Raw genomic sequence first — 24,247 nt, forward strand, 5'->3', positions numbered from 1 at the left:
GATGAACCTACGAGCCGCATTTCGGGGTCCGCAGACCGCGCTGTCGTGGTTGACGATCCTGCCGGTCCCCACCCCGAAGGGTCCTTTCGACCGCGCATTGGGTGGCGCTGTCATCGGTTCGACGCCGCTCGTGGGCGCAGTCCTCGGAGTCGTCACCGCGGCAATCGCACTCGGCCTCGGCGCGACCGACCTGCCACCGCTGCTCGCGGGCCTGCTCGTCGTCGGTGCGATCGCAATGCTCACCCGCGGCATGCACCTCGACGGATTGTCGGACACCGCAGACGGATTGGGTTGCTTCGGGTCGCCCGAACGCGTGCACAAGGTGATGCACAGTGGCAGTGCCGGGCCCTTTGGCGCGGCCACACTGGTAGTCGTACTGGGCGCGCAGGCGGCCGGCTATGGCGCCCTGATTCAGCAGAATGATTGGGCCGCAATCGTTTTTGTACTTTTCGTCAGCCGGGTGGCCCCGGTCATCGGCTGCCGGGTGAATCTGTCCGCCACCAACGAATCCAAGTTCGGCGCACTGACGGCAGGAACACAACGGCTGACCATCGTGTTCTGGGCGCTCGGAGCGATCGCCGTCGGCTATGCCGTCGACACCGAACTACCTCTTCCGGGTGTGTTCAGCGCGATGGCGGTTGTCGTATTCGCCTGGTGGTTCAGCTTTCACTGCGCCCGCCGCTTCGACGGCATCAACGGCGACGTACTCGGCGCACTCATCGAATTGAGCACGCTGATCGCCATCTGCGGGCTACTGGTCACCTGAGCCGCGGCTCCCCGGAGAACTCAGCCGACCGAACTCTCAGCCGTGGAGCTTGGCCATCCACCCGTGGATGTCGGCGAAGGTGCCGCGCTGGATGCCGGTGAGCGTGTCGCGCAACGCCATCGTGACCTCGCCGGGCTGACCATCGCCGATGGTGTAGTCGTCGACGTCACCCTTGACGTGACCCACCGGAGTGATGACGGCGGCGGTGCCGCAGGCAAAGACCTCGGTGATCTCACCCGAGGCGACGCCCTTGCGCAGCTCTTCGACGCTGATCTTGCGTTCGACAACGTCGAAGCCGGCGTCCGCCGCCAGCTGCAACAGTGATTCACGGGTGATGCCCGGCAGCAGCGACCCGGACAGTTCCGGGGTGACGAGTTTGGCATCGGCGCCGGAGCCGAAGACGAAGAACAGGTTCATGCCACCCATCTCCTCGACGAACCGGCGTTCGATGGCGTCGAGCCAGACCACCTGATCGCAGCCCTGTTCGGCGGCCTGGGCCTGCGCGAGCAGCGAGGCGGCGTAGTTGCCACCGAACTTGGCCGCACCGGTACCGCCGGGCGAAGCGCGCACGAATTCGGTCGAGAGCCACACACTCACCGGCTGCACACCACGTGTGAAGTACGCGCCGGCAGGTGAGGCGATGAGCAGGTAGCGGTACTCGTTCGCCGGCCGCACACCGAGGCCGGCCTCGGTGGCAATCATGAAGGGACGCAGGTAGAGCGCCGCTTCCCCACCGGCCTCCGGCACCCAGAGGTTGTCGACGTCCACGAGCGCGCGCAGCGAGTCCATGAAGTCCTCGACCGGCAGTTCCGGCATCGCCAGGCGCCGCGCCGACCGCTGCATACGCAGGGCGTTGGCTTCGGGACGGAACGACGAGATGCTGCCGTCGGCCTGACGGTAGGCCTTGAGACCTTCGAAGATCTCCTGCGCGTAGTGCAAGACCATCGACGACGGATCGAGCTGGATCGGCCCGTAGGGCAGTACCTTCGCATCGTGCCAGCCCTGTTCGGTGCTGTGGTCGATGGTCACCATGTGATCGGTGAAGTACTTGCCGAATCCCGGTGCAGCCAGGATTTCCGCGCGGCGCTGCGCCGACAACGGCTGCGGGTGTTCGGTCCGGGCGAACTCCAAAGTCATGCGTCGATCGTATCGCCTGACCCCCCGCCGATTTTCCCCGGTGGGACTCCGATCGTCTCGGCGTTGCCCGACGTCGTCGGACCGGACAATTCCGGCCAACGGCGACCGCGGCGCTAGCTGGTGCCTGCCGACACAAACGGCGGCAGGACGACCTCGCATTCGAGAGCCCGGCCGCGGACGTCGACCACCACGGTGTCACCTTTGGCGATGCCCGCGGACGAATCGATGAGTGCCAACGCGATTCCCACCTTCAGGGTCGGCGAGAAGGTCCCGGATGTGGTGGTACCGATCTGCGTTCCGCCGGGCCCGTCGAGGACGGCGAGGTCTGCGCGCGGCACCCCCCGCCCGGTCGCCCGCAGGCCCCAGAGACGACGGACCGGACCGGCCTCTTTCTCGGCCAGCAGGGCATCGCGACCGAAGAACTCCGGCTTGTTCCAGCCGACGGCCCAACTGCACCGGGCTTGAACCGGACTGATGTCGACGGACAGCTCGTGTCCGTGCAGCGGATAGCCCATCTCGGTGCGCAACGTGTCGCGCGCACCGAGTCCGGCCGGTGCTCCCCCGGCGGCGATGACCGCGGCCGACAACGCCGTGAAGACCGGTTCGCTGTCGTCCCACGCAGGCAGCAACTCGTAGCCGATCTCGCCGGTGTAGCCGGTCCGACAGACGCGGACCGGGTAACGCTGCTGTCCCACAACCATTTCGGTGTCGACAAAGGACATGTACTCCATATCCGTTGGCAGTCCCAGCCCCGACAGCACCGCCGACGACTGTGGTCCCTGGACCGCGAAGACCCCGAAGTCGCGATGCCGGTCGACCACCTCGACGCCGTCGGGAACCACTGCCTGCAGGGCCGCCACCACGGCGGCAGTGTTGGCGGCGTTGGGAACGAGGAACACGTCCTCGTCAGAGACCCAGTAAGCGATGAGGTCATCGATCACACCGCCGGAGTCGTTGGCGCACAACGTGTACTGCGCTTTGCCCGGGTGGATCTTGTTCAAGTCGTTGGTCAGGCAACGGTTGACGAACTCCGCCGCACCCGGCCCGGTGACCGAGGCCTTGCCCAGGTGACTCACATCGAAGATGCCCACCGTCTCGCGGACCGCGGTGTGTTCGGCAACAGTGCCCGCATAGGACACCGGCATGTTCCAGCCACCGAACTCGGCAAAACTCGCGCCGAGTCCGCGATGCAGTTCCTCGATGGGGCCTGCCAGCAATTCACCTTCGCTCATGCGCCCAACGCTATCGCGTCGCGAGAGCGAGTCGGGTACGACCACTAAGCTTGGTCGAGAGCAAGGTACGGCTACGAGTGGGAGTGAAGTGTGAGCAAGTCAAGCGCAAAACGTCAGCTGGGTCCGCAACTGTCACTGGCCACCGGGATCAGCAAGGACGACGATGTCCTGGTCATCGGACTGACCACCGCAGACGAAGAGGGTGGCGCACCGAGTCTTGTCATCGGTGAAGGACTCCTCGACGACGCCACCGCCTCCACAATCGACGATGCGCTCGCCGCGCTCGGCGCGAAAGGTTCGGCAGGCGAGCTGACCAAGCTCCCCGCGCCCGCAGGCCTGGGAGTGACATCGGTGCTTGCCGTCGGACTCGGCGCGCCCGACAAGCTCGATGATGCCGAACACATTCGCCGTCAGGCCGGTGTGGCCGCCCGCAGCCTGCAGGGTGTGGGCACCGCGGTGACCAGTCTTCCGGCCGCCGACCTCGCAGCCACCGCGGAAGGCTTCTTCCTCGGCGCCTACCGGTTCGACGAGTTCCGCTCGACACCGCCCGAAAAGGCACCCCTGGCAGCGGTCCGCCTGCTGGTACCTGCCGCCGACAAGAGCACCGAGGCGGAATTGGATCGCGCCGCGGCCATCGCCCGCTCAGTTGCCATCGCGCGCGACTTCGTGAACACACCGCCGAGTCACCTGTTCCCCGAAGAGTTCGCCGACCGCGCCAAGGCCCTCGGCTCCGCGGCCGGACTCAAGGTAGAGATCCTCGACGAGTCCGCCCTGGACAAGGCCGGCTACGGCGGCATCATCGGCGTCGGCAAGGGCAGCTCACGTCCGCCTCGCCTGGTCCGGCTGAGCCACACCGCAGGCAAGAAGGCCAAGACCGTTGCCCTCGTCGGCAAGGGCATCACCTTCGACACCGGCGGCATCTCGATCAAGCCGGCCGCGGGCATGGAGAACATGACCTCCGACATGGGTGGCGCCGCCGCCGTGATCGCCACCGTGATCCTGGCTGCCGAGCTCAATGTCGGGGTCAACGTCATCGCCACGGTTCCGATGGCCGAGAACATGCCCTCGAGCACCGCGCAGCGTCCCGGTGACGTCCTGACCCAGTACGGCGGCAAGACCGTCGAGGTCATCAACACCGACGCCGAGGGCCGGCTGATCCTTGCCGACGCCATCGTGCGCGCCTGCGAGGACGAGCCCGACTACCTGATCGACACCGCCACCCTCACCGGCGCCCAGATGGTTGCCCTGGGCACCCGCACCCCTGGCGTGATGGGCACCGACGAGTTCCGCGACCGGGTCGCATCGATCTCGCAAGCCGAGGGCGAATCGGGTTGGCCGATGCCATTTCCGGAAGAGCTACGCCCCGATCTCGATTCACGCGTCGCCGACCTGGCCAACGTCACCAACCACCGCTGGGGCGGAATGCTCTCGGCGGGTATCTACCTGCGCGAGTTCGTGGCGAAGGATGTGCAGTGGGTGCACATCGACATCGCCGGTCCGGCTTTCAACACCGGCGGCCCGTGGGGCTACACCGGCAAGGGTGGAACCGGGGTGCCAGTGCGGACCATCTTCGCCGTACTGGAGGACATCGCTGCCGAAGGATGAGGCAAAAGGTAGGGTTTAGAACGGCGGTTCGCCTCATCCGGCGGATCACCACCTCCATGCCTGCCACCAACACTGGTGGTAAGGCCCAGACCGTAGACCGCACACCGGTTCTCGAAATCAAGGAGTCGACAACGATGGCCTTCTCCGTCCAAATGCCAGCCCTGGGTGAAAGCGTCACCGAAGGCACCGTCACCAGGTGGCTCAAGCAGGAGGGTGACACGGTCGAGGCCGACGAACCGTTGCTGGAGGTGTCGACCGACAAGGTCGACACCGAGATCCCCGCACCGGCGTCCGGCGTCCTGATCAAGATCGTCGCGCAAGAAGATGATGTCGTCGAGGTCGGTGGCGAGCTCGCCCAGATCGGCGACGCAGGCGAGTCCGCCGGTGACAGCACTCCTGCGCAGGAATCCACACCCGAGCCAGAAGCCGAACCGGAGCCCGAGCCCGAGTCCGAGGCGCCGGCAACCCCGGCCGCGTCGGCACCGGCAGCCGGATCCGCCGAAGGTACCGACATCACGATGCCCGAACTGGGCGAGTCCGTGACCGAGGGCACCGTCACCCGTTGGCTCAAGGAGGTCGGAGACTCTGTCGCGGCCGACGAGCCACTGCTCGAGGTCTCCACCGACAAGGTCGACACCGAGATCCCGTCGCCCGTCGCCGGCACACTGCTCGAGATCATCGCCTCCGAGGACGACGTCGTCGAGGTCGGCGGCCGCCTGGCCGTGGTCGGCTCTGCCGAGTCGAAGCCGACCGTGGCACCGTCCGAACCCGAGCCGGAGCCCGAGGCCGCACCTGAGCCGAAGGAAGAGCCCCAGCCGAAGGCGCAGGCAAAGCCGGAGCCGGTTGCAGAAAAGAAGCCGGAGCCGAAGGAAGAGCCCAAGCCGGCAGCCGAGCAGGAGTCGACACCGTATGTGACCCCGCTCGTCCGCAAGCTCGCGGCCGAGAACAATGTCGACCTGAGCGCCATCAAGGGCACCGGCGTCGGTGGCCGCATCCGCAAGCAGGATGTGTTGGCCGCTGCCGAGGCCGCCAAGGCACCGGCCGCCCCGGCAACCCCGGAACCGGCTGCAGCACAGGCGAAGTCGGCCCCGGAGAAGTCAGCTCCGGCCGCACCGAGCCCGGAGTTGGCCAAGCTGGTCGGCACCACGCAGAAGATCAACCGGATCCGTCAGATCACCGCCAAGAAGACCCGCGAATCCCTGCAGGAGAGCGCACAGCTCACCCAGGTCTTCGAGGTCGACATGACGAAGATCGCCACCCTGCGGGCCGCCGCGAAGGCAGGCTTCAAGGCCAGCGAAGGTGTCAACCTGACCTACCTGCCGTTCATTGCCAAGGCAGTGGTGGAGGCGCTCAAGGCGCATCCGAACGTCAACGCCTCGATCAACGAAGAGGCCAAGGAGATCACGTACTACTCCAAGGTCCACCTCGGCATCGCGGTCGACACCGAGCAGGGCCTGCTCTCCCCCGTCATCCACAACGCCGACGATCTGTCGATCGCCGGCCTGGCGCGGGCCATCGCAGATATCGCGGCACGGGCACGGAGCAACAACCTCAAGCTCGACGATCTGACCGGTGGTACCTTCACCATCACCAACATCGGTAGCCAGGGTGCGCTATTCGACACCCCGATCCTGGTTCCGCCGCAGGCGGCCATGCTCGGTACCGGTGCCATCGTCAAGCGCCCGGTGGTCATGACCGGTGCCGACGGTTCGGAATCGATCGCAGTGCGGTCGATGTCGTTCCTGCCGCTCACCTACGATCACCGCCTCATCGACGGCGCCGACGCCGGCCGCTTCCTGAGCACCGTGAAGCATCGCCTCGAAGAGGCTGCTTTCGAGGCGGATCTAGGACTGTAGGAAGTCCATGCGGATCGCCATAGCGGGATCTTCTGGCCTGATCGGCTCGGCCCTGGTGGACAGTCTCACCGGGGCCGGCCATCAGGTCGTCCGCCTGGTTCGCCGTCCCGCCACTGCCCCGGATCAAATCCAATGGGAGCCTGATTCATTCGGCATCGATCCCGCCACGTTGGCGGGGGTCGACGCGGTGGTGAATCTCTGCGGTCGCGGTATCGCCGACAGCCGGTGGTCCGGACACGTCAAGCAGCAGCTCCGAGACAGCCGGATCATCCCGACACAGGTGCTCGCCGAAGCAATCCGGATCGCCGGTGTGCCCCTATTTGTGAGTTCCAGCGCAACCGGTTTCTACGGCGACACCGGTCCACGGGTGGTCACCGAGGACGATCCCGCAGGCACCGGGTTCCTGGCAGATCTGACCACCGACTGGGAAGCCGCGGCTCTCCTCGCGCAGTCGTCCGGATCCCAGACCACGGTGGCACTGATCCGCACTGCGCCGGTGATGTCTCCGTCCGGTGGCATGCTCGGCAAACTGCGGCGGTTGTTCAGTCTCGGACTCGGTGGCCGGTTGGGCAACGGTCAGCAATACATGCCGTGGATCAGCCTTGTCGACACCGTGCGGGTCCTGGAGTTCGTGTTGACGCGGCCGATTGCCGGTCCGGTCAACATGTGCGCACCCCTGTCGGTCACGAACGCCGAGTTCACCAAGGCGTTGGGACGTGCGTTGCACCGCCCCACACCGTTTGCGGTACCGGCGTTCGTGTTGTCGAAAGCCGCAGGTGAGATGGCCGAGGAAATGTTGTTGCATGGTCAGAACGTTGTACCGAAGGTGCTGACCGAACACGGCTTCGAATTCCGCCATCCCACCATCGATTCCGCGCTCGCGTACGCGGTCGGCAAGGGCGCCTGATGCCCAGCGCTCGTCTATCCGCTGCACCTCTCGAGGTCCGCTGGCTGGGCCGGGTCGACTACCAGGAGACCTTCGACCTGCAACATCGACTCGCGAATGAACGTGCCGACGGTGTCCTCGACCACGACGTCCTACTGCTGCTCGAACACCCGTCGGTCTACACCGCGGGCAGGCGTACCGAGGATGCCGACCGTCCCACCGATGGCTCCCCCGTGATCGACGTCGACCGCGGCGGGAAGATCACCTGGCACGGACCCGGTCAGCTGGTCGCCTACCCGATCGTCGCCTTGGCCAGTCCGGTCGACGTCGTCGATTACGTCCGGCGACTGGAAGAAGCGATGATCCATGTCTGCCAGACCCTGGGTCTGCCGACGTTCCGGGTCGACGGTCGCTCTGGTGTCTGGGCGGTCGATCAGCCGGAACACGTAGAGTGTCGTCCTCGCCCCGACCGCAAGATCGGCGCGATCGGCATCCGGGTGGCACGGGCGGTGGCTTTGCACGGCATCGCCGTGAACTGCGACCCCGACCTGCTTGCCTTCGGCTCGATCATCCCCTGCGGCATCCCCGACGCCGGAGCTGGTTCACTCACCGACGAACTCGGTCGCACGATCACGGTCGACGAGGTTCGTCCCCTGCTCGCCGCGGCGATCGCCAACGCCCTCGACGGGACGTTGCCGGTCAGCTCACACACTGCATCAACCAAGGTCACCGAGCGTGACAATCGAACCCACGTAGGATCTCTCCAGTGACTGTTTCGCACGACAAACCAGCCAAATCGAGCGCATCGGCATCAGTTGGCCCGAACGGGCGCAAACTTCTGCGCCTCGAGGCCCGCAACTCCGAGACACCGATCGAGCGCAAGCCGTCGTGGATCAAGACCCGCGCCACGATGGGTCCGGAGTTCACCGAACTCAAGGCCCTGGTCAAGAGCGAAGGCCTGCACACGGTCTGCGAAGAAGCCGGCTGCCCCAACATCTACGAGTGCTGGGAAGACCGCGAGGCAACCTTCCTGATCGGTGGCGAGCAGTGCACCCGGCGCTGCGACTTCTGCCAGATCGACACCGGCAAGCCCGATGACCTCGACCGCGACGAACCCCGCCGGGTCGCCGAGAGTGTGGCGACGATGGGTCTGCGGTATTCAACCGTGACCGGTGTGGCCCGCGACGACCTCGCCGACGGCGGCGCCTGGCTCTACGCCGAAACGGTCCGGTACATCAAGCAGCTCAACCCGACCACCGGTGTCGAACTGCTCATCCCCGACTTCAACGCCGACCCCGACCAGCTGGCCGAGGTCTTCGCCTCACGCCCAGAGGTGTTGGCGCACAACGTCGAAACCGTGCCGCGCATCTTCAAGCGGATCCGCCCGGCATTCCGTTACCAGCGCAGCATGGACGTCATCACCGCAGCACGCGACTACGGCTTGGTGACCAAGTCGAACCTGATCCTGGGCATGGGCGAGACACCCGAAGAGGTCCGCGAGGCGATGGTCGACCTGCACGAGGCCGGCTGCGACATCCTCACCATCACCCAGTACCTGCGCCCCTCACCGCGGCATCATCCGGTGGACCGATGGGTCAAGCCCGAAGAGTTCGTCGAGCATTCGAAGTTCGCAGAAGACCTCGGTTACGCCGGTGTCATGGCCGGACCACTGGTTCGCTCGTCGTATCGGGCCGGCCGCTTGTACGCGCAGGCGATGAAGCATCACGGACGGGAACTCCCCGAGGCGATGTCCCATCTGACCGACGGCGGAAGTGCCAGCCAGGAAGCCTCTTCGCTGATGGCCCGCCTCGCCCGCTGAGCCCTGATCGGCGCCGCCTGCCGACCAGATTTCCGGATCATCGGAGGGCGGGGGTACCGGGTTTGGCGGATGTCTACTGCGGGCCAGTATCCTGATGGGCATGGCGAAGGCAACAAAGGCGACAAAAGAAGCAAAGGCGGCCGCGAAGGCTGCCCGTAGGGAAGCGTCGCGAGCCCGCCGCAAGCAACTGTGGCAGGCGTTCCAGATGCAGCGCAAAGAAGACAAGCTGCTGTTGCCACTGATGATCGGCACCATCGTCGGCGCGACGGTGATTGCAGTTCTCGTCGGAATCTTTGTCGGCGGCCTGATCTTCGTCCTCCCGATGGGCATCGTGCTCGGCGTGCTGCTCGCGTTCATCATCTTCGGACGCCGCGTTCAGAAGACGGTCTTCCGCAAGGCGGACGGTCAGGCCGGTGCCGCGGCCTGGGCGTTGGACAACATGCGTGGCCAGTGGCGGGTCAAGCAGGCCGTCACCGGTACCGCTCAGCTCGACGCCATCCATCGCGTGATCGGCAGGCCGGGTGTGATCCTCGTCGCCGAAGGGTCGCAGAGCCGCACCAAGCCGCTGCTGGCCCAGGAGAAGAAGCGGGTCGCCCGCATCGTCGGCGACACCCCGATCTACGACATCACCGTCGGCAACGAAGAGGGTCAGGTTCCGCTCAAGAACCTCGAAAAGCACCTGAACAAACTTCCGAAGAACATTGACAAGAACCGTATCGACGCGCTGGAGTCACGGCTCGCCGCGCTCGGCGGCAAACAGCCCGGTCCGGGCATGCCCAAGGGCCCGATGCCGGCGGGCGCCAAGATGCGCAGCATCCAGCGCACCGCACGCCGTCGCTGATCGGTCTCCACGCCGCAACAAAAAAACCACCCGTCTTCCGCGGGTGGTTTTTTGTTGGCGCTGAACTGCTCAGCGAGTACGGATCAACGCTGTACCGGTCGCCCGGTCGTGCATGCCGCGGCCGTCGTGGTCGTTGATCAGCGGCGGGACCAAGAACACGATCAGGATCTGCCGGACGAATGCGCGGACGAAACCGACTCGCTCTACCCCGTCGACGCGAGCGACCCGCATGCCGGTGAGGAATTGTCCCGGGGTGAACCCGAAGGCCGTCACCGAACCGACACCGACCACGAACCAGACGAGCAAGACCACATTGGACAGGATCGGCGACTGCAGGTCACGGACGAAGATCAGCGTCACGCCACCGGACATCAGCCAGTCGGCGAGCAACCCGAGGCAGCGATGCCAGGAAGATGCCAACGAGTTCGGACCGGACTCGGCCAAACCGAGCTTTTCGCCGCGGTAGGCACCTACTTCGACATTGTCTCCGAGTGCTGCCTGCGGGCCAGAAAGCCACGATCCGGTAATACGTCCCATGGCCATAATCATAGATGTGCTGCGAGAACAGTCCCACCAAGCATTATGCGGCCCATCTCACACTCCGATTCCTGCTGGAAAGGCGCGCGTAACACGGGCGAAACACCGAAGTATCTGGCTAGCAACCTGACGTCAATACGGTCAGCGTTGATGATCCGCCGCTCTACAGTGGACAGGGACAATCGCCAGCCCTTGCAACATCCATGAATATGGTGCTGGCAGCAATTGGGCACGAGTGAAGGAGTCACCCGCAGGTGTACAACACAAAAGAAGAACTGCTCGAGGGCATCAAGGCTGAAGGTGTCGAATACGTCGACATCCGCTTCTGCGATCTCCCCGGAACGATGCAGCATTTCTCGATCCCGGCAACAGCCTTCGACGAAAGCGTCTTCGAAGACGGCCTGGCATTCGACGGTTCGTCGGTTCGCGGCTTCCAGTCGATCGACGAGTCGGACATGATGTTGCTGCCCGACCCGACGACCGCACGCATCGATCCTTTCCGCAAGGCGAAGACGATGAACGTGACCTTCTTCGTGCACGACCCGTTCACGCGTGAGTCCTACAGCCGCGACCCGCGCAACGTCGCCCGCAAGGCGCAGGATTACCTGCTCAGCACCGGCATCGCCGATACCTGCTACTTCGGCGCCGAGGCCGAGTTCTACATCTTCGACTCGGTCTCGTTCAGCTCTGAGATCAACGGCACCCACTACAACGTGGAATCGGAGTCGGGTTGGTGGAACGCCGGTTCGCAGCAGAACCCGGACGGCTCCCCGAACCTCGGCTACAAGGTTCGCCAAAAAGGCGGCTACTTCCCCGTCGCACCGTACGACCACTACGTCGACCTGCGTGATGAGATCTCGACCAACCTGACCAACGCCGGTTTCATCCTCGAGCGTGGGCACCATGAGGTCGGCACCGGTGGCCAGACCGAAATCAACTACAAGTTCGACGAACTGCTGAAGGCCGCTGACGATGTTCAGCTGTTCAAGTACATCGTGAAGAACACCGCATGGAAAAACGGCAAGACCGTTACCTTCATGCCGAAGCCCCTGTTCGGCGACAACGGTTCGGGCATGCACGCCCACCAGTCGCTGTGGAAAGACGGCAAGCCGCTCTTCCACGATGAGGCCGGCTACGCGGGACTTTCCGACATGGCCCGCCACTACATCGGCGGCATCCTGCACCACGCTCCGTCCCTGCTGGCGTTCACCAACCCCACGGTGAACTCTTACAAGCGACTGGTCCCGGGCTACGAGGCCCCGATCAACCTGGTCTACAGCCAGCGCAACCGCTCCGCTTGCGTGCGCATCCCGATCACGGGCAACAACCCGAAGGCCAAGCGCCTCGAGTTCCGTTGCCCCGACAGCTCGGGCAACCCGTACCTCGCGTTCGCTGCCATGATGATGGCCGGCCTCGACGGCATCAAGAACAAGATCGAGCCGCACGAGCCCGTCGACAAGGATCTCTACGAGCTCCCGCCGGAGGAGGCCAAGGGCATCCCGCAGGCCCCGACCTCACTCGGCGCAGTCATCGATCGCCTCGAAGAGGATCACGATTACCTCACCGAAGGTGGCGTGTTCACCGAGGACCTCATCGAGACCTGGATCAGCTTCAAGCGCGAACAAGAAATCGAGCCGGTGCAGATCCGCCCGCACCCGTACGAGTTCGAGCTCTACTACGACGTGTGATCTGACCTTCTGATCTGACGAACCCGGCCCGGCCTTCTGCAGCAATGCAGATCGCCGGGCCGGGTTTTGTCCATCAGATCCAGTCACGGGTCGCCGGACTACTCCAGGACCTCTGGTTGGGTGAGCCGCAGCACCTCCCGGTCGAGCCGAGCCTGAATCGTCAGAAGCGTGGTGCCGCTGATCTCACCGCGATCGCGAAGCGCAATCGCCACCTCTCGCTTCCGGTCGAGTATCGCCAAACGCAATTGCACGTCCTCATGGCTGCGCTTGAGAAGTTCCTGTTCCTCAGCACGGTCGGGATCCGCGTCGAGAACGGCCAGATGTTCGCGGTAGTCCTCCAAGACTCTCGATCGCACCGGTTCGCTGACACCGAGGTCGTCCGCAAACTTCTCCACGACGCCAACGGCTTCCTGCGCCATCGCACGTTGCGCAGCTGCGAGTTCCTCCTCGCCCGAATGGTCGGCGGGTAGATGTGCCCACCGCAGCACGGCGGGAAGCATCAGACCCTGCACGACCAGACTGAGCAGCACCACGCCGGCTGCGACGAAGATGATCTGATCCCGACCCGAAAACGTCTCACCGCTGGTGAACGTGGCAGGCACTGAGAGAGCGACCGCAAGGGACACCGCGCCACGAAAACCGGCGACCGTGCTGACAACACGCGCGCGATGTGGCATGCGCCGGCCGCGCTGTGCCGGACGCCGGTCGACAAGGCGGATCAGATATACCGCTCCCATTTGGAACAGGAACCGGATGATCAGCAGTAATGCCCATGCCGCGATCGTCAGAAGGATCAGCGGCGCGATCTGAGAGGTTTCCACCGCGCGGACCGCCGACTGCGCTTCGATCCCTATCAGCGCGAACAGTGCGCCATTGAGAACGAAGGTCGACAGGGACCAGAATCCGTACGTCTGCTGTCGAGACACCGGGGTGCTCACCCACGGGCCGGACTGGGTGATGAAGAGGCCGGCCACCACCACAGCCACGACACCCGACGCATCCACCAATTCCGCCAACATGAAGGCGAGGAAGGGAATCACGAGCAACGTCGTGTTGATGACCAGCGACTCGTCCAGTTGTCGCAACAGCAGAGTCCCCAGCCACGCGATGGCGAGACCCAGAACGCCGCCACCCACGTAGGCGACGACGACCAGCCAAGTGATCGACCAGCCGGTGTACACGCGGTCCCCGACGGCCACCCCGACTGCGATCGTGTACATCACCAGCGCTGTGCCGTCATTGATCAAGCTCTCCGCACGCAGCAATGTCATGTTCCGGTGCGGTAGCGATCGTGCCATCGCCCCAACGGCGGTCGCGTCCGTCGGCGCAAGGGCAGCACCCAAGATGAGTGCGGCCCCAAAGGACATTCCCAGTGCCGTCCCGAGACCAGCGACCCCGAACGCGGTCGCGACCACCAGCAGCGTGCTCAGCAACAGGATGCCCCGCAGATCTCTGCGAATCTCACGCAAAGACGTGGTCAGACTCTCCCAGAACAGCAGAGCGGGCAAGAACAGAACCAATACCGCCTCAGAAGGGAGATGGATTTCGCGTACCTGCGGGACGAAACCCGCCAAGACTCCCAGGACAAGTAATGCCAACGGGACCGGAATACGCAGACGTGGAGCGATTGCCGCACCCACAACCAGGAGTGCTCCGATCAAGACGACCGTCTCGAGCGATTCCATCTGAGCACCACACTTTCAATTCAAACCGCCGCCGATGTTGCCGCTCTCCCCTCTCGCGGTTGACGACGTCAGTCTTGGTCCGATGCTGTGCGCCGCGGTCAAGGTCGATCTGGCGCCAGTCAACCCGATCGATGTCCGGCGCGGCAGGGACTGTGATTACCGGTATCGGGTTGATCCCTGACATGGACGCGGAACCTTGCGCAGGCCAGCAGTCAGAATGTGCTGGCGACAGCCTTGACGGCGATCCACCTGTTTTGCCGCCGCTCGTATGTGACCACCAGCTGCAGGTTCCCAGTTGTGCACGATCACCGGCTATATCGACCGAAATGTCGCGCTCCTGCGTCGAGAAGTACCGCACAAGTTTATCGCCGCCATACCGCGGCATATCCGAACTGCCGAGCCCGGCCGACCTCCACCCGGAGAGTGAGTCCGCGCACAGGGTGGTCACATATCTGCACCGTGGAGGGGGGTACCGGCAGTACCTGCATCGGCGGGCTCTCCCAGACGCCCGACACTGCGACAACGCTGGTCTTTGTCGGCGATGTTCATCCACGTCGCCCCGACCGACCCAAACCAGCAGACCGACCCAACCAACAGTGGAGATCATCGATGCGAGCAACATTCATGTACGGCGCCGGCGACGTGCGTGTGGAACACGTACCCGATCCGACGATTCAGCTGCCGAGCGACGCGATCGTCCGAGTTGTCCGTGCCTGCGTCTGTGGATCCGATCTGCACCCCTACAACAGCATGGCGGGTTCGCAGGCGCCGACCCCGATGGGCCATGAGTTCCTCGGCGTCGTCGAAGACATCGGCGCGGATGTGACCACCGTGAAGAAGGGTGACTTCGTCATCGGCACCTTCGCGTTCCAGGACAACACCTGTGTCTTCTGCCAGGAGGGTTTTCAGACCGCCTGCGTCAACGGTGGCTGGTATGGACAACCCGGTATCGGTGGCGCGCAGGCTGAAGCAGTCCGCGTGCAACAGGCCAACGGCAGCTTGCTGGCGGTTCCCGTGGACGAGACCTCCGAGTTGTTGCCTTCTCTGCTGACCTTGTCGGACGTCTATCTCACCGGTTATCACGCCGCCCACATGGGTAACGTCTCCCCCGGCAAAACCGTCACCGTCATCGGCGATGGCGCAGTGGGGCTTTCGGCAGTGCTCGCAGCCAAACAACTGGGTGCCGAACGGATCATCCTGATGGGCCGCCACACCACTCGCACCGATCTTGGTCGAGAGTTCGGCGCCACCGATGTGGTCGCCGAGCGTGGCGAAGAAGGAATCGCGAAGGTGATGGACCTGACCGGCGGACTCGGCTCGCACGTGGTCCTCGAGGCCGTCGGTCACATGCCCGCCTACGAACAGTCCTACGGAATCGTGCGACCCGGCGGCGTCATCTCTCGTGTCGGTGTGCCCCAATACGAGGCCGCCCCCGTGGGTTTCGGGTCATTGTTCGGTAAGAACGTCACCCTCAACGGTGGACCGGCACCCGTGCGTGCGTATATCGAGCACGCCATCCCACAGGTGCTGGACGGCCGCATCAACCCGGGGAGGGTGTTCGACCTCACCGTTGGACTGGACAACACGGCCGACGGCTACCGGGCCATGAACGCCCGCGAATCCCTCAAGACACTCGTGCAGCCGTAGCCACCTGCGCGGCGCTCCCGTCGGCAACGTGGGGCGGCAGAGGAGCCGTCGGCTTGATGCTGCCGCTTCACACCACCGTTGCTCTGATCGGCAGATGTTTGAGCCCACCGACAAAGGTGGTGGCGATCAGTTCGGGTTCGCCGGTCAGCTCCACCGACCGCAAGCGTGGCAGCAGTTCGGAGTAGAAGCTGCTGACCTCCATCCGGGCCAGCGCGGCGCCGAGGCAGAAGTGGACCCCGTAGCCGAAGGCGACGTGGTTGTTGGGGCTGCGGCCGACGTCGAATCGGAACGGGTCATCGAAGACGTCTTCGTCCCGGTTGCCCGACACGTAGGACAACAGCAGCGACTCCCCCTGCGCGATCGGCACCCCACGCACCTCGGTGTCCTGCGCTGCGGTCCGCATGAAGGCCTTGACCGGCGTGGTCCACCGGATCATCTCTTCGGCGGCCGACGCCATCAAACCCGGATCGGCGACCAAACGTGCTCGCTCATCCGGGTTTTCGATCAGCGCCTGCATTCCGCCTGCGATGGTCGCGCTGGTGGTGTCATGGCCGGCGGTGGCGATGATGAGGTAGTACGACACCGTCTCGATGTCGGAGAGCGGCGCACCATCGATGGTCGCGTTCGCAATCGTCGACGCCAGATCATCCGTGGGATGTTCGCGCCGAGCAGCGGTCACGGCGTTGAAGTACTCGAACATCTCCAGTAGTGCCATGGTGCGATCTTCCTGGGTGTCACCGCGGTGATACTCCGGTTCGTCACCACCGAGCAGCTCCTGCGTGAGCTTGAGCATCAGCGGGAAGTCGGCCTCGGGTACGCCGAGCAGCGACATGATCACGTACAGCGGATAATTCACCGCGATCTCTTGGACGAAGTCACAGTCGCTGTCCATTGCACGCATCTTGTCGACATAGATCGCGGCCAGTTCGGCGACCCGGGCTTTCATCGCCCACATCGCCTTGGGACGGAACCAGTCCCCCGCGATCGCCCGCACCACCTTGTGTTCGGGATCGTCCATGTGGATCAGCGTCTTCACCTGGCTCGCGATGTCCATCTCCTCCTGCACGGATTTGATCAGAACCGGACGCGGAAAGTTGGTGAAGAGGGCGTTGTTGCGCGAGATCGCCATGATGTCTTCATGTTTGGTGATCGCCCAGAAGGGGCGGTAGTTCGGCTCCTCCACCAGCGAGACGGGCGCCGTGGCCCGCAGGTGCGTCAGCGCGTCGTGCAGGCGCGCGTCGTCGGTGTATGCCGATGGATCAGCGAGCACCCGCGCTGCATCATCGGTACTCGGAACTGTCATACGAAATCCCCTTACAGATCACTTCTTTGGGCTGGACAATACGTACCGCCCGATGATCATGGGCAGATCCAGGAAAGTACGAATACCCGGTGCCGCTGCACAGAGAGGTTGGATCGCGTGCACGGCATGCATCGCGGTGCCCAGGCAGGCCTGGTCGTTCTCGTCCTCACCGGCGGTGGCGATCTGCGCTTCGAGAACCAGAGAGGGCACGCCCGCCACGGTGACCTTCCATCCTCGTCCGGTTGGCCAGTCCGGCGCCTGATCGTCGCGTAGCCGCGTGATGTGTTCGACGGTCAACGCCTGCCTGCCATCGATGATGGCGGTACAACTGAATCGCTGGGCCGAGACGGTTCCGGCCGCAACCGGGCCTGCCTTCACCTCGAACGGCTCGTCGGTGACCGCCACCTGCCGGTCGAAGGTGAAGTCGTCAATGGTGGCGCCCAGTCCGTCGGCGAGCAACATCAGCGGGGCCCGGAATGACGATCCGGCGAGCACCGGGTCGGCCATCGGCACCTGTTCTTCTGGCAGCTTTCCGAAACCCATGATGCCGAACAGCATCGAAGGGCTGTCGTACTCGCCATAGTCGAGTAGTTCCTGGACGAGGATCGAGTCCACCTGCCTACACAGCCCGGACATGATCAACGGCACCACTTCTGCCGCCCAGCCCGGCTCGATACCGGTGGCGTGCATCGACGATCCGCCTTGTGCGCACGCCGCCTCCAACCGGTCCACCACATCCGCGCCGAGGCTCGCCGGATAGATCAGAGCGGTCACCGCGGTGGAGACGACGTTCTTGCCGGAGGCGAGCAGTTGGCAGATGGTGTCGATGGCGCCCATCGGATCCATCTCCCCCTGCGCCATGTAGAGAACGCAGTCGGCGTCGAGCGCGGTGATGTCCGCAACGCTGTTCGTCGCGAGCACACCGGTGTCGGCGATCCCGCAGATCTCACCGACGTCGAGGCCGACCTTGTTGTCGCTGTGGACATATGCCCCCACCAGCTCCAGGTCGGGATGTCCCACCACCGCGGCCGCGGCATGCCTGCCTACAGAACCCGTGGCCCACTGGATGATTCGAAGTCTGTCCATGCGCGTACGTATTCCTCACCGGGTCCGGGCTGCACCATGTAACTGTAAGTCGTACAGTATCCCACTTTCACTAGCCTGCGACACCTTCCCAAGCACCTCGATGCACGCTAAATTGAAAGCCATACTGTATGGCCCTCGAAACGGAGAACAGTCGTGGACAAAAATGACATGATCCTGATCAGCGTCGATGACCACATCATCGAACCTCCCGACATGTTCAAGAATCACCTGCCGAAGAAGTACCTCGACGACGCGCCACAGTTGGTACACCAGGACAGCGGCGCCGACGTGTGGAAGTTCCGCGACATCGTCATCCCGAATGTCGCACTCAACGCCGTGGCCGGGCGCCCCAAAGAGGAGTACGGCCTCGAACCCGACGGACTCGACGAGATCCGCCCCGGTTGCTTCGACGTCGATGAGCGCGTCAAGGACATGAACGCAGGCGGTGTGCTGGCGCAGATGAACTTCCCCTCGTTCCCGGGTTTTGCCGCGCGCCTGTTCGCAACCGACGACCCGGACTTCTCGCTCGCGCTCGTGCAGGCCTACAACGACTGGCACATCGACGAATGGTGCGGGGCGCACCCGGGGCGATTCATCCCGATGGCGTTGCCGGTCATCTGGAATGCCGAGCAGTGCGCCGAGGAGGTCCGCAGAGTCTCCAAAAAGGGCGTCCACTCACTGACATTCAGCGAAAACCCGGCAGCCCTGGGCTATCCGAGCTTCCATGACCCGTACTGGAATCCGCTCTGGAAGGCCCTCGTCGACACCGAGACCGTGCTGTCGGTCCACATCGGTTCCTCGGGCCGGCTCTCGATCCCCGCCGTCGATTCACCACCCGATGTGATGATCACCCTGCAGCCGATGAACATCGTGCAGGCCGCGGCCGACCTGTTGTGGTCCCAGCCGATCAAGGACTACCCCGATCTGAAAGTTGCTCTCTCCGAGGGCGGAACCGGTTGGATCCCCTACTTCCTCGAACGGGTCGATCGCACCTTCGAAATGCACTCGACGTGGACCTTGCAGGACTTCGGGGGCAAACTCCCGAGTGAGGTGTTCCGTGAGCACTTCCTCACCTGCTTCATCAGCGACCCACTCGGCGTGAAACTCCGTCACGAGATCGGCGTCGACAACATCAGCTGGGAGATGGACTATCCCCACAGCGATTCGGTGTGGCCCAATGCCCCCGAAGAGCTGTCCGAGGTGTTCGACGCCGAAAACGTCCCTGACGACGAGATCGACAAGATCACCCATCTCAACGCAATGCGCTGGTATTCGTTTGACCCGTTCGGACATGTGCCTCGCGAGAATGCGACCGTGGGCGCACTGCGTGCGGCGGCGTCCGGCCATGACATCAGCATTCAGGCCCGCAGCCACCACACCATCGATGCAGCCCAGAAGCTCGCGAACTTCCAGACCCAGATCAAGGCGGCCACCAGGCACTCCGCCGCCACATAGGCCCAACCACTTTCGACCCGTCACCAGCATTTTCGAAGAGGAACGAGGCATATGACAAACGCACAGGGCTGGAAGGAAACGCTCTCCGATCTCGAGCGCCGCCGTCAGCGCGCACACGAAATGGGCGGGCCGGACAAGGTTGCCAAACATCACGCGAAGGGCAAACTCGATGCCCGGCAACGGGTTGCACGATTCCTCGATCCAGGTAGCTTCCAGGAGTTCGGCACCCTTGTCGGCGGTGAGATCGCCTCCGACGGCATCGTAGTCGGCTCGGGCCTGGTCAACGGAAACCCGGTGATGATCGGTGCCGAAGACTTCACCACCATGGCGGGCACCATCGCGCCGGGCAGCAACTCCAAGCGTTACCGCATCGCCGAACTTGCTGTGCGCAACAAGATCCCATTGGTCATGATGCTCGAAGGGGCCGGGTTCCGCGCCACCGCCCACGCATACGGACGCACACCCACCGATCTGCTGGCACAAGCGCAGTGTTCGGGTCAGGTCCCGCTGGTCACCGCGGTACTCGGTTCCTCGGCCGGGCACGGCGCCCTGGTCGCCCCCATCTCCGATTTCACCGTCATGTCCGAGCAGGGCGCGATCTTCACGGCCGGACCTCCGGTGGTCAAAGAATCGACCGGAGAAACCATCTCGAAAGAGGATCTCGGCGGACCGGCCACCGCGATTGCCAGCGGCGTCATCCACAACCTGGCCGACGACGATGAAGCCGCCCTCGACGACCTACGGCGGTATCTGGGTTACTTCCCGTCGAGCGCCTGGTCATATCCGCCGTCACTGCCCGCAGGCGACGACGATGACAACGAGCAACGCGCCACCGCAGAGCTTCTCGACGTCATCGCGCGTGACAGTCGGCGGGTTTACGACATGCACGACGTACTCGATATCGTCTTCGACCGTCCCGACTACTTCGAGGTTCAGCCCACGTTCGGTCCGGCGATCATCTGTGCGCTCGCGCATCTGGGCGGTCATCCGGTTGCGGTCGTGGCCAATCAGCCGCAGACGATGGCCGGTTCCATCAACTCCGATGCCGCCGACAAGGCCGCCCATTTCATCAACGTGGCCGATTCGTTCCATCTCCCGCTGATCTTCCTTGCCGACAACCCCGGGATGCTCCCCGGCAGCGAGTCCGAGCGCAGGGGTGTCCTTCGAAGTGGTGCGCGGATGTTCGCGGCACAAACCGGTGCCACCACCATCAAGTTGCATGTCACCCTTCGTAAGGCCTACGGATTCGGCTCGATGGTCATGTCCCTGATCGGATTCGACGGCCAGGCAGCCACTTTCGCCTATCCCGGGGCAACCATGGGCGCGATGAGTGCCGCCGCGTTGAGCCGGGCGTCCAACGCGAAGGAGGACATGAGCACGGTGCTTCGTGAAATGGAACTCGAGGCGTCCTACCGATCGGCCGGACACCTCGGTTTCGATGAACTCATCGATCCCACCGAGACACGCAACGCACTTCTCACCTCACTGGAACGTGCGCTGCGCGGCCGGCAGGCTGCGGCCCAGCCCGTCATGCGAACAACCATCACCCCCTGAGAGGTCAACCCATGAAGGTTCCGTTCACCTGGAAGGTCACCGGCTGGTTCGTGATCGGTTGGTCGCAGGAGTATCCGGTCGGCGAGACCAGGCCGCTGAAGTACTTCGGCGAAGACCTGGTGGCCTACCGGGGCGAGTCCGGGGACATGCACGTGAGTTCGGCGCGCTGTCGGCATCTCGGTGCGCACCTCGGGCACGGCGGAAAGGTGGTGGGCGACTGCGTCGAATGCCCGTTCCACGGCTGGCAGTGGGGCCCGGACGGCGTCAACCAATTCCGGCCCGACGAACCCGATCGACCCAACAAGATGCTGACACTGCGCACCTTCCCGGTTCAGGAGCAGTACGGCCTGGTGTTCATGTGGCATCACCCCCGTGGTGAGCCACCCAGGTGGGAGCTGCCGGACCTGTTCGGGAAGTTTCCGCAATTCCCGACCGCTGCGGACGCCTACTACCGGCCGTATCCCGAGTTCGCCCGCAAGTCCGAGCACGAACCGGTCCACCCGCAGATCGTTGCCGAAAACGGCCCTGACAGCGCCCATTTCAGATACGTCCACAATGCCACCGTCACCCCGGTCGGATTGAACTGGGAAGTCGTCGACAACGAGTGGAGATTCCTCACCGGCTGGCCCGATGTGCGCAGCGATGATCCGGACAAGATGGCGCTGTTCATCCACAGCCATTTCTCTGGATTGGGTTTTGCCATCAGCGCTTTCGAGGGCGCCACCAACTATCGTCTGATCTTCGCCTGCACACCGGTCGAGGACGGCTACTCCGACCTGTTCTATTCGATCTGGTGGCCGCGCAACCCTGGCGATGAATCCGATATCCCGCCCGATGACGTCCGGGAGAAGGTCGAAAAACAGTTCCTCGTCACGGTATTCGAGGACCTCAGTATCTGGCGCTACCAGGAGTATGTCGAGCATCCGCCACTGTCCCGGGTTGATGCGCCACCGTTTCGGGCGATGCGCAAGTGGGCAACACAGTTCTACGACGTCCCGCCCACCGAGACAGTCGGTACCTCATCGTGAAGGTCGATCTCTCCGAGTTGATTGCGCCCGGTCGCACCGCAGTCATCACCCAGGAATTGCAGGGAGCGGTGGTCGGCCCCGACGCAGGTCTGCGGATGCTTGCCGACGAGGCCCGCCGGGAGGCGCTGCCCAACATCGTCCGACTGTTGCCCGCGGCGCGTTCGGCAGGTATTCAGGTGGTGCACGCCCTGGTGCAGCGACGACCGGATGGATTGGGCTCCAACCACAATGCCAAGTTGTTCGCCCTCGGAAGGACCGAGGTCGGTATCACCCCGGGAACGCCGGGTGCCGAATTGCTCCCCGAGTTCGGACCGGACCCGTCAGACCTCGTCTTGCGCCGGTGGCACGGACTCGGGCCGATGGGCGGCACCGATCTGGACCCCATCCTGCGCAACCTGGGCGTGAGCACCATCGTGGCAGTGGGGGTCTCGCTGAATGTGGCGATCGCGAACCTGGTGATGGACGCGGTCAACGCCGGCTACCGCGTCGTCGTTCCGAGGGATGCGGTGGCCGGTATCCCCACCGAGTACGGCAACGCCGTCATCGACAACACCCTGTCACTGCTGGCCACCATCACCACCACCGACAAACTGATCGAGGCATGGAAGCAATAGCCCTGCCCCGCCTCACGGTCTGCGACCCCGCCTCGACACCGCGTGGTCGGTCAGGACTCAGCCTGCGACGGGTCCGCCACCGAACCATGGCGATGGCGAGGTCGCCGCCCCTGCGCATCGGACCGCTGAACGGCGGTGTCGCGATCCCGGTTGTCACCGAGAAGCGCAGATCGGTCCCGACAACCGTGCGGTGGTGGCTGAACGCGTCGAACCCCGCTTTGCCGTGATAGGCGCCCGTACCGCTGTTCCCGACACCGCCGAAGGGCGCATCCGACGGCATCATGTGGATGGCGAAGTCGTTGCGGGCAACTCCCCCACTGCGCGTATGCCGCACGAATGTCCGAAAGTTGTTGTTGTCGGGGCCGAACCAGTAGGCCACCAGCGGTGACGGTCGCCGATTGACCTGGTCGATGGCGTCCGGCAGACCCCGATAGGTCCGGACAACCAGCACCGGGCCGAAGATCTCGTCGTGCGCGATCGTCATCTCTTCGTTGATGTTCGAGACGATCGTCGGCGCGATCTTGCGGGTCCGTCCGTCCGGCAGAACTTCGCCTTCGGGGGCAACGGACTCGACGATGCCGCCATGTGAACGTGCATCATCGAGGAGGCCGAGTATCCGCTCGAAGTTCGCCTGGTTCACCGACGACGAATAGTCGTCGTTGTCGATGATCGTCGGAAACATCGCCGAGAACGTTGCCCGGACCGCGTCGACAAACGTCTCGGCGTGCTCTTCGGGTACCAGCACATAGTCCGGGCAGACACACACCTGACCGCCATTGACCATGCGGCCCTTGGCAATCCGTTGCGCCGATCGCACGATATCGGCATCCGGGGCGACCACCACCGGGTTCTTTCCACCGAGCTCCAGGGTCACCGGGACCAGGTTCTCGGCGGCGGCGCGCGCAACGAGTTTGCCGACCACCGGTGAACCGGTGAAGAAGAGATGGTCAAAAGGCAGGGAGACGAATTCGGCGGCAATGTCGGGTCCACCGGTGACGACCACCAACTCCGTGTCGTCGAAGTGGCGCGGCGCCAGCTGTGCCGTCAGCTCCGCGGTGTGTGAGGTGATCTCGGACATCTTGATCATCACCCGGTTGCCTGCGGCGAACGCGGTTGCCGCGGGGAGTATCACCAGATTCAGCGGAAAGTTCCACGGTCCGACGATGCCGACCACGCCCAGCGGCGTCGGCTGCACCTGCGCCGTGATCCCGGCCAACCGACCCGCGCGCATCACCGGGGTGGTCCGCATCCACCGTGGGATGTGGGACCGCGTGTGTTCGATGACGGAGATCATCCCGAAGATCTCCGTCATCAGTGTTGCGGTTCTCGACCGGGTACCGAAATCACGAACCATGGCCTCGACGAACTCGTCGGAGTGCTCGAGGACCAGTGCCATCAGACGATCAATGCGGTTGCGCCGCAGCGCGGCATCCGGTGGACCATCCTGCAGGAACGATGCTCGTTGCTTGTCCAGGGCCTCCGCGATCTCGGTGCCCATCACTGAGCCA

Annotated in this window: 20 protein-coding genes; 13 read left to right on the forward strand and 7 right to left on the reverse strand. The window is 64.1% G+C overall.

Annotation, left to right across the window (positions count from 1 at the left end; translation table 11 throughout):
• Position 1 precedes the first annotated feature (1 nt).
• The gene (locus AC1TPF_RS26405) at positions 2-766 is read left to right on the forward strand and encodes an adenosylcobinamide-GDP ribazoletransferase (RefSeq protein ID WP_482145772.1); all 765 of its coding nucleotides are present in this window, start codon (positions 2-4) and stop codon (positions 764-766) included.
• Between the two features lie 36 nt (positions 767-802).
• Here the strand turns inward: AC1TPF_RS26405 and AC1TPF_RS26410 are convergent, their stop codons facing one another.
• Both AC1TPF_RS26410 and gcvT read right to left on the reverse strand, forming a co-directional pair.
• Positions 803-1,903, reverse strand: a complete 1,101-nt coding sequence (locus tag AC1TPF_RS26410; protein ID WP_482142015.1) for a branched-chain amino acid aminotransferase — start codon at positions 1,901-1,903, stop codon at positions 803-805.
• 113 nt (positions 1,904-2,016) lie between these two features.
• The gene (gene gcvT / locus AC1TPF_RS26415; protein WP_482145773.1) at positions 2,017-3,135 is read right to left on the reverse strand and encodes a glycine cleavage system aminomethyltransferase GcvT; all 1,119 of its coding nucleotides are present in this window, start codon (positions 3,133-3,135) and stop codon (positions 2,017-2,019) included.
• A gap of 90 nt (positions 3,136-3,225) precedes the next feature.
• Between gcvT and AC1TPF_RS26420 the strand changes: the two genes are divergently transcribed.
• From AC1TPF_RS26420 to AC1TPF_RS26445, 6 genes are all read left to right on the forward strand, one after another.
• The gene (locus AC1TPF_RS26420) at positions 3,226-4,740 is read left to right on the forward strand and encodes a leucyl aminopeptidase (RefSeq protein WP_482142013.1); all 1,515 of its coding nucleotides are present in this window, start codon (positions 3,226-3,228) and stop codon (positions 4,738-4,740) included.
• 134 nt (positions 4,741-4,874) lie between these two features.
• The gene (gene sucB, locus AC1TPF_RS26425; protein WP_482145828.1) at positions 4,875-6,596 is read left to right on the forward strand and encodes a 2-oxoglutarate dehydrogenase, E2 component, dihydrolipoamide succinyltransferase; all 1,722 of its coding nucleotides are present in this window, start codon (positions 4,875-4,877) and stop codon (positions 6,594-6,596) included.
• 7 nt (positions 6,597-6,603) lie between these two features.
• Entirely contained in the window at positions 6,604-7,503 is a 900-nt protein-coding gene (locus AC1TPF_RS26430; protein WP_482142012.1) for a TIGR01777 family oxidoreductase, read from the forward strand.
• Complete coding sequence (gene lipB, locus AC1TPF_RS26435) at positions 7,503-8,252, forward strand: lipoyl(octanoyl) transferase LipB (protein ID WP_482145774.1); 750 nt, start codon at positions 7,503-7,505, stop codon at positions 8,250-8,252. The genes AC1TPF_RS26430 and lipB overlap by 1 nt, the downstream gene beginning before the upstream one ends.
• Positions 8,249-9,301: a lipoyl synthase gene (lipA, locus tag AC1TPF_RS26440; RefSeq protein WP_482142010.1), complete on the forward strand. Its 1,053-nt coding sequence runs from the start codon at positions 8,249-8,251 to the stop codon at positions 9,299-9,301. Before lipB ends, lipA begins: the two co-directional genes overlap by 4 nt.
• Positions 9,302-9,401: 100 nt before the next feature.
• The gene (locus tag AC1TPF_RS26445; RefSeq protein WP_482145775.1) at positions 9,402-10,142 is read left to right on the forward strand and encodes a DUF4191 domain-containing protein; all 741 of its coding nucleotides are present in this window, start codon (positions 9,402-9,404) and stop codon (positions 10,140-10,142) included.
• A 69-nt stretch (positions 10,143-10,211) separates the two neighbouring features.
• Here AC1TPF_RS26445 and AC1TPF_RS26450 read toward each other — a convergent pair whose 3' ends face one another.
• On the reverse strand, positions 10,212-10,679 hold the full coding sequence (locus AC1TPF_RS26450; protein WP_482142008.1) for an RDD family protein: 468 nt from the start codon (positions 10,677-10,679) through the stop codon (positions 10,212-10,214).
• Between the two features lie 254 nt (positions 10,680-10,933).
• Here AC1TPF_RS26450 and glnA point away from each other — a divergent pair, with 254 nt between their 5' ends.
• Positions 10,934-12,367 (forward strand): type I glutamate--ammonia ligase, encoded by a 1,434-nt coding sequence (gene glnA, locus AC1TPF_RS26455; protein WP_482142007.1) that lies wholly within the window; start codon positions 10,934-10,936, stop codon positions 12,365-12,367.
• A gap of 98 nt (positions 12,368-12,465) precedes the next feature.
• On the opposite strand, the gene AC1TPF_RS26460 is transcribed toward glnA, so the two are convergent.
• A complete protein-coding gene (locus tag AC1TPF_RS26460; protein WP_482145776.1) occupies positions 12,466-14,052 on the reverse strand; it encodes a Na+/H+ antiporter in 1,587 nt (528 codons plus the stop codon).
• Between the two features lie 609 nt (positions 14,053-14,661).
• Between AC1TPF_RS26460 and AC1TPF_RS26465 the strand changes: the two genes are divergently transcribed.
• A complete protein-coding gene (locus AC1TPF_RS26465; protein ID WP_482142005.1) occupies positions 14,662-15,699 on the forward strand; it encodes a zinc-binding dehydrogenase in 1,038 nt (345 codons plus the stop codon).
• Between the two features lie 67 nt (positions 15,700-15,766).
• On the opposite strand, the gene AC1TPF_RS26470 is transcribed toward AC1TPF_RS26465, so the two are convergent.
• Both AC1TPF_RS26470 and AC1TPF_RS26475 read right to left on the reverse strand, forming a co-directional pair.
• A complete protein-coding gene (locus AC1TPF_RS26470) occupies positions 15,767-17,002 on the reverse strand; it encodes a cytochrome P450 (RefSeq protein WP_482145777.1) in 1,236 nt (411 codons plus the stop codon).
• Between the two features lie 18 nt (positions 17,003-17,020).
• Positions 17,021-18,088 carry an NAD(P)H-dependent amine dehydrogenase family protein gene (locus AC1TPF_RS26475; RefSeq protein ID WP_482145778.1) on the reverse strand — a complete coding sequence of 356 codons (1,068 nt, stop codon included), beginning with the start codon at positions 18,086-18,088 and terminating at the stop codon, positions 17,021-17,023.
• A 153-nt stretch (positions 18,089-18,241) separates the two neighbouring features.
• Between AC1TPF_RS26475 and AC1TPF_RS26480 the strand changes: the two genes are divergently transcribed.
• From AC1TPF_RS26480 to AC1TPF_RS26495, 4 genes are read left to right on the forward strand one after another with little or no spacing between them, the layout of a single operon-like run.
• Entirely contained in the window at positions 18,242-19,543 is a 1,302-nt protein-coding gene (locus tag AC1TPF_RS26480; RefSeq protein WP_482145779.1) for an amidohydrolase family protein, read from the forward strand.
• A gap of 51 nt (positions 19,544-19,594) precedes the next feature.
• On the forward strand, positions 19,595-21,097 hold the full coding sequence (locus tag AC1TPF_RS26485) for an acyl-CoA carboxylase subunit beta (protein WP_482145780.1): 1,503 nt from the start codon (positions 19,595-19,597) through the stop codon (positions 21,095-21,097).
• Positions 21,098-21,108: 11 nt separating this feature from the next.
• Positions 21,109-22,125, forward strand: a complete 1,017-nt coding sequence (locus AC1TPF_RS26490; protein WP_482145781.1) for an aromatic ring-hydroxylating oxygenase subunit alpha — start codon at positions 21,109-21,111, stop codon at positions 22,123-22,125.
• A complete protein-coding gene (locus AC1TPF_RS26495; protein WP_482145782.1) occupies positions 22,122-22,739 on the forward strand; it encodes a cysteine hydrolase family protein in 618 nt (205 codons plus the stop codon). Before AC1TPF_RS26490 ends, AC1TPF_RS26495 begins: the two co-directional genes overlap by 4 nt.
• Here AC1TPF_RS26495 and AC1TPF_RS26500 read toward each other — a convergent pair.
• Complete coding sequence (locus AC1TPF_RS26500) at positions 22,699-24,237, reverse strand: coniferyl aldehyde dehydrogenase (RefSeq protein ID WP_482145783.1); 1,539 nt, start codon at positions 24,235-24,237, stop codon at positions 22,699-22,701. The two genes, AC1TPF_RS26495 and AC1TPF_RS26500, sit on opposite strands and share 41 nt — an antisense overlap.
• Positions 24,238-24,247: the final 10 nt, after the last annotated feature.

The sequence above is a fragment of the Williamsia sp. Y853 genome (assembly GCF_056786495.1).

Bases quoted from the DNA above. Each gene is read 5' to 3' on its own strand.
- AC1TPF_RS26490 (WP_482145781.1), top strand. From the start codon at position 21,109: ATGAAGGTTCCGTTCACCTGGAAGGTCACCGGCTGGTTCGTGATCGGT.
- AC1TPF_RS26450 (WP_482142008.1), bottom strand. From the start codon at position 10,679: ATGGGACGTATTACCGGATCGTGGCTTTCTGGCCCGCAGGCAGCACTC.
- AC1TPF_RS26475 (WP_482145778.1), bottom strand. From the start codon at position 18,088: ATGGACAGACTTCGAATCATCCAGTGGGCCACGGGTTCTGTAGGCAGG.
- AC1TPF_RS26485 (WP_482145780.1), top strand. From the start codon at position 19,595: ATGACAAACGCACAGGGCTGGAAGGAAACGCTCTCCGATCTCGAGCGC.
- sucB (WP_482145828.1), top strand. From the start codon at position 4,875: ATGGCCTTCTCCGTCCAAATGCCAGCCCTGGGTGAAAGCGTCACCGAA.
- AC1TPF_RS26430 (WP_482142012.1), top strand. From the start codon at position 6,604: ATGCGGATCGCCATAGCGGGATCTTCTGGCCTGATCGGCTCGGCCCTG.
- AC1TPF_RS26410 (WP_482142015.1), bottom strand. From the start codon at position 1,903: ATGACTTTGGAGTTCGCCCGGACCGAACACCCGCAGCCGTTGTCGGCG.
- AC1TPF_RS26465 (WP_482142005.1), top strand. From the start codon at position 14,662: ATGCGAGCAACATTCATGTACGGCGCCGGCGACGTGCGTGTGGAACAC.
- AC1TPF_RS26470 (WP_482145777.1), bottom strand. From the start codon at position 17,002: ATGACAGTTCCGAGTACCGATGATGCAGCGCGGGTGCTCGCTGATCCA.
- AC1TPF_RS26500 (WP_482145783.1), bottom strand. From the start codon at position 24,237: ATGGGCACCGAGATCGCGGAGGCCCTGGACAAGCAACGAGCATCGTTC.
- gcvT (WP_482145773.1), bottom strand. From the start codon at position 3,135: ATGAGCGAAGGTGAATTGCTGGCAGGCCCCATCGAGGAACTGCATCGC.
- AC1TPF_RS26460 (WP_482145776.1), bottom strand. From the start codon at position 14,052: ATGGAATCGCTCGAGACGGTCGTCTTGATCGGAGCACTCCTGGTTGTG.
- AC1TPF_RS26445 (WP_482145775.1), top strand. From the start codon at position 9,402: ATGGCGAAGGCAACAAAGGCGACAAAAGAAGCAAAGGCGGCCGCGAAG.
- AC1TPF_RS26405 (WP_482145772.1), top strand. From the start codon at position 2: ATGAACCTACGAGCCGCATTTCGGGGTCCGCAGACCGCGCTGTCGTGG.
- lipB (WP_482145774.1), top strand. From the start codon at position 7,503: ATGCCCAGCGCTCGTCTATCCGCTGCACCTCTCGAGGTCCGCTGGCTG.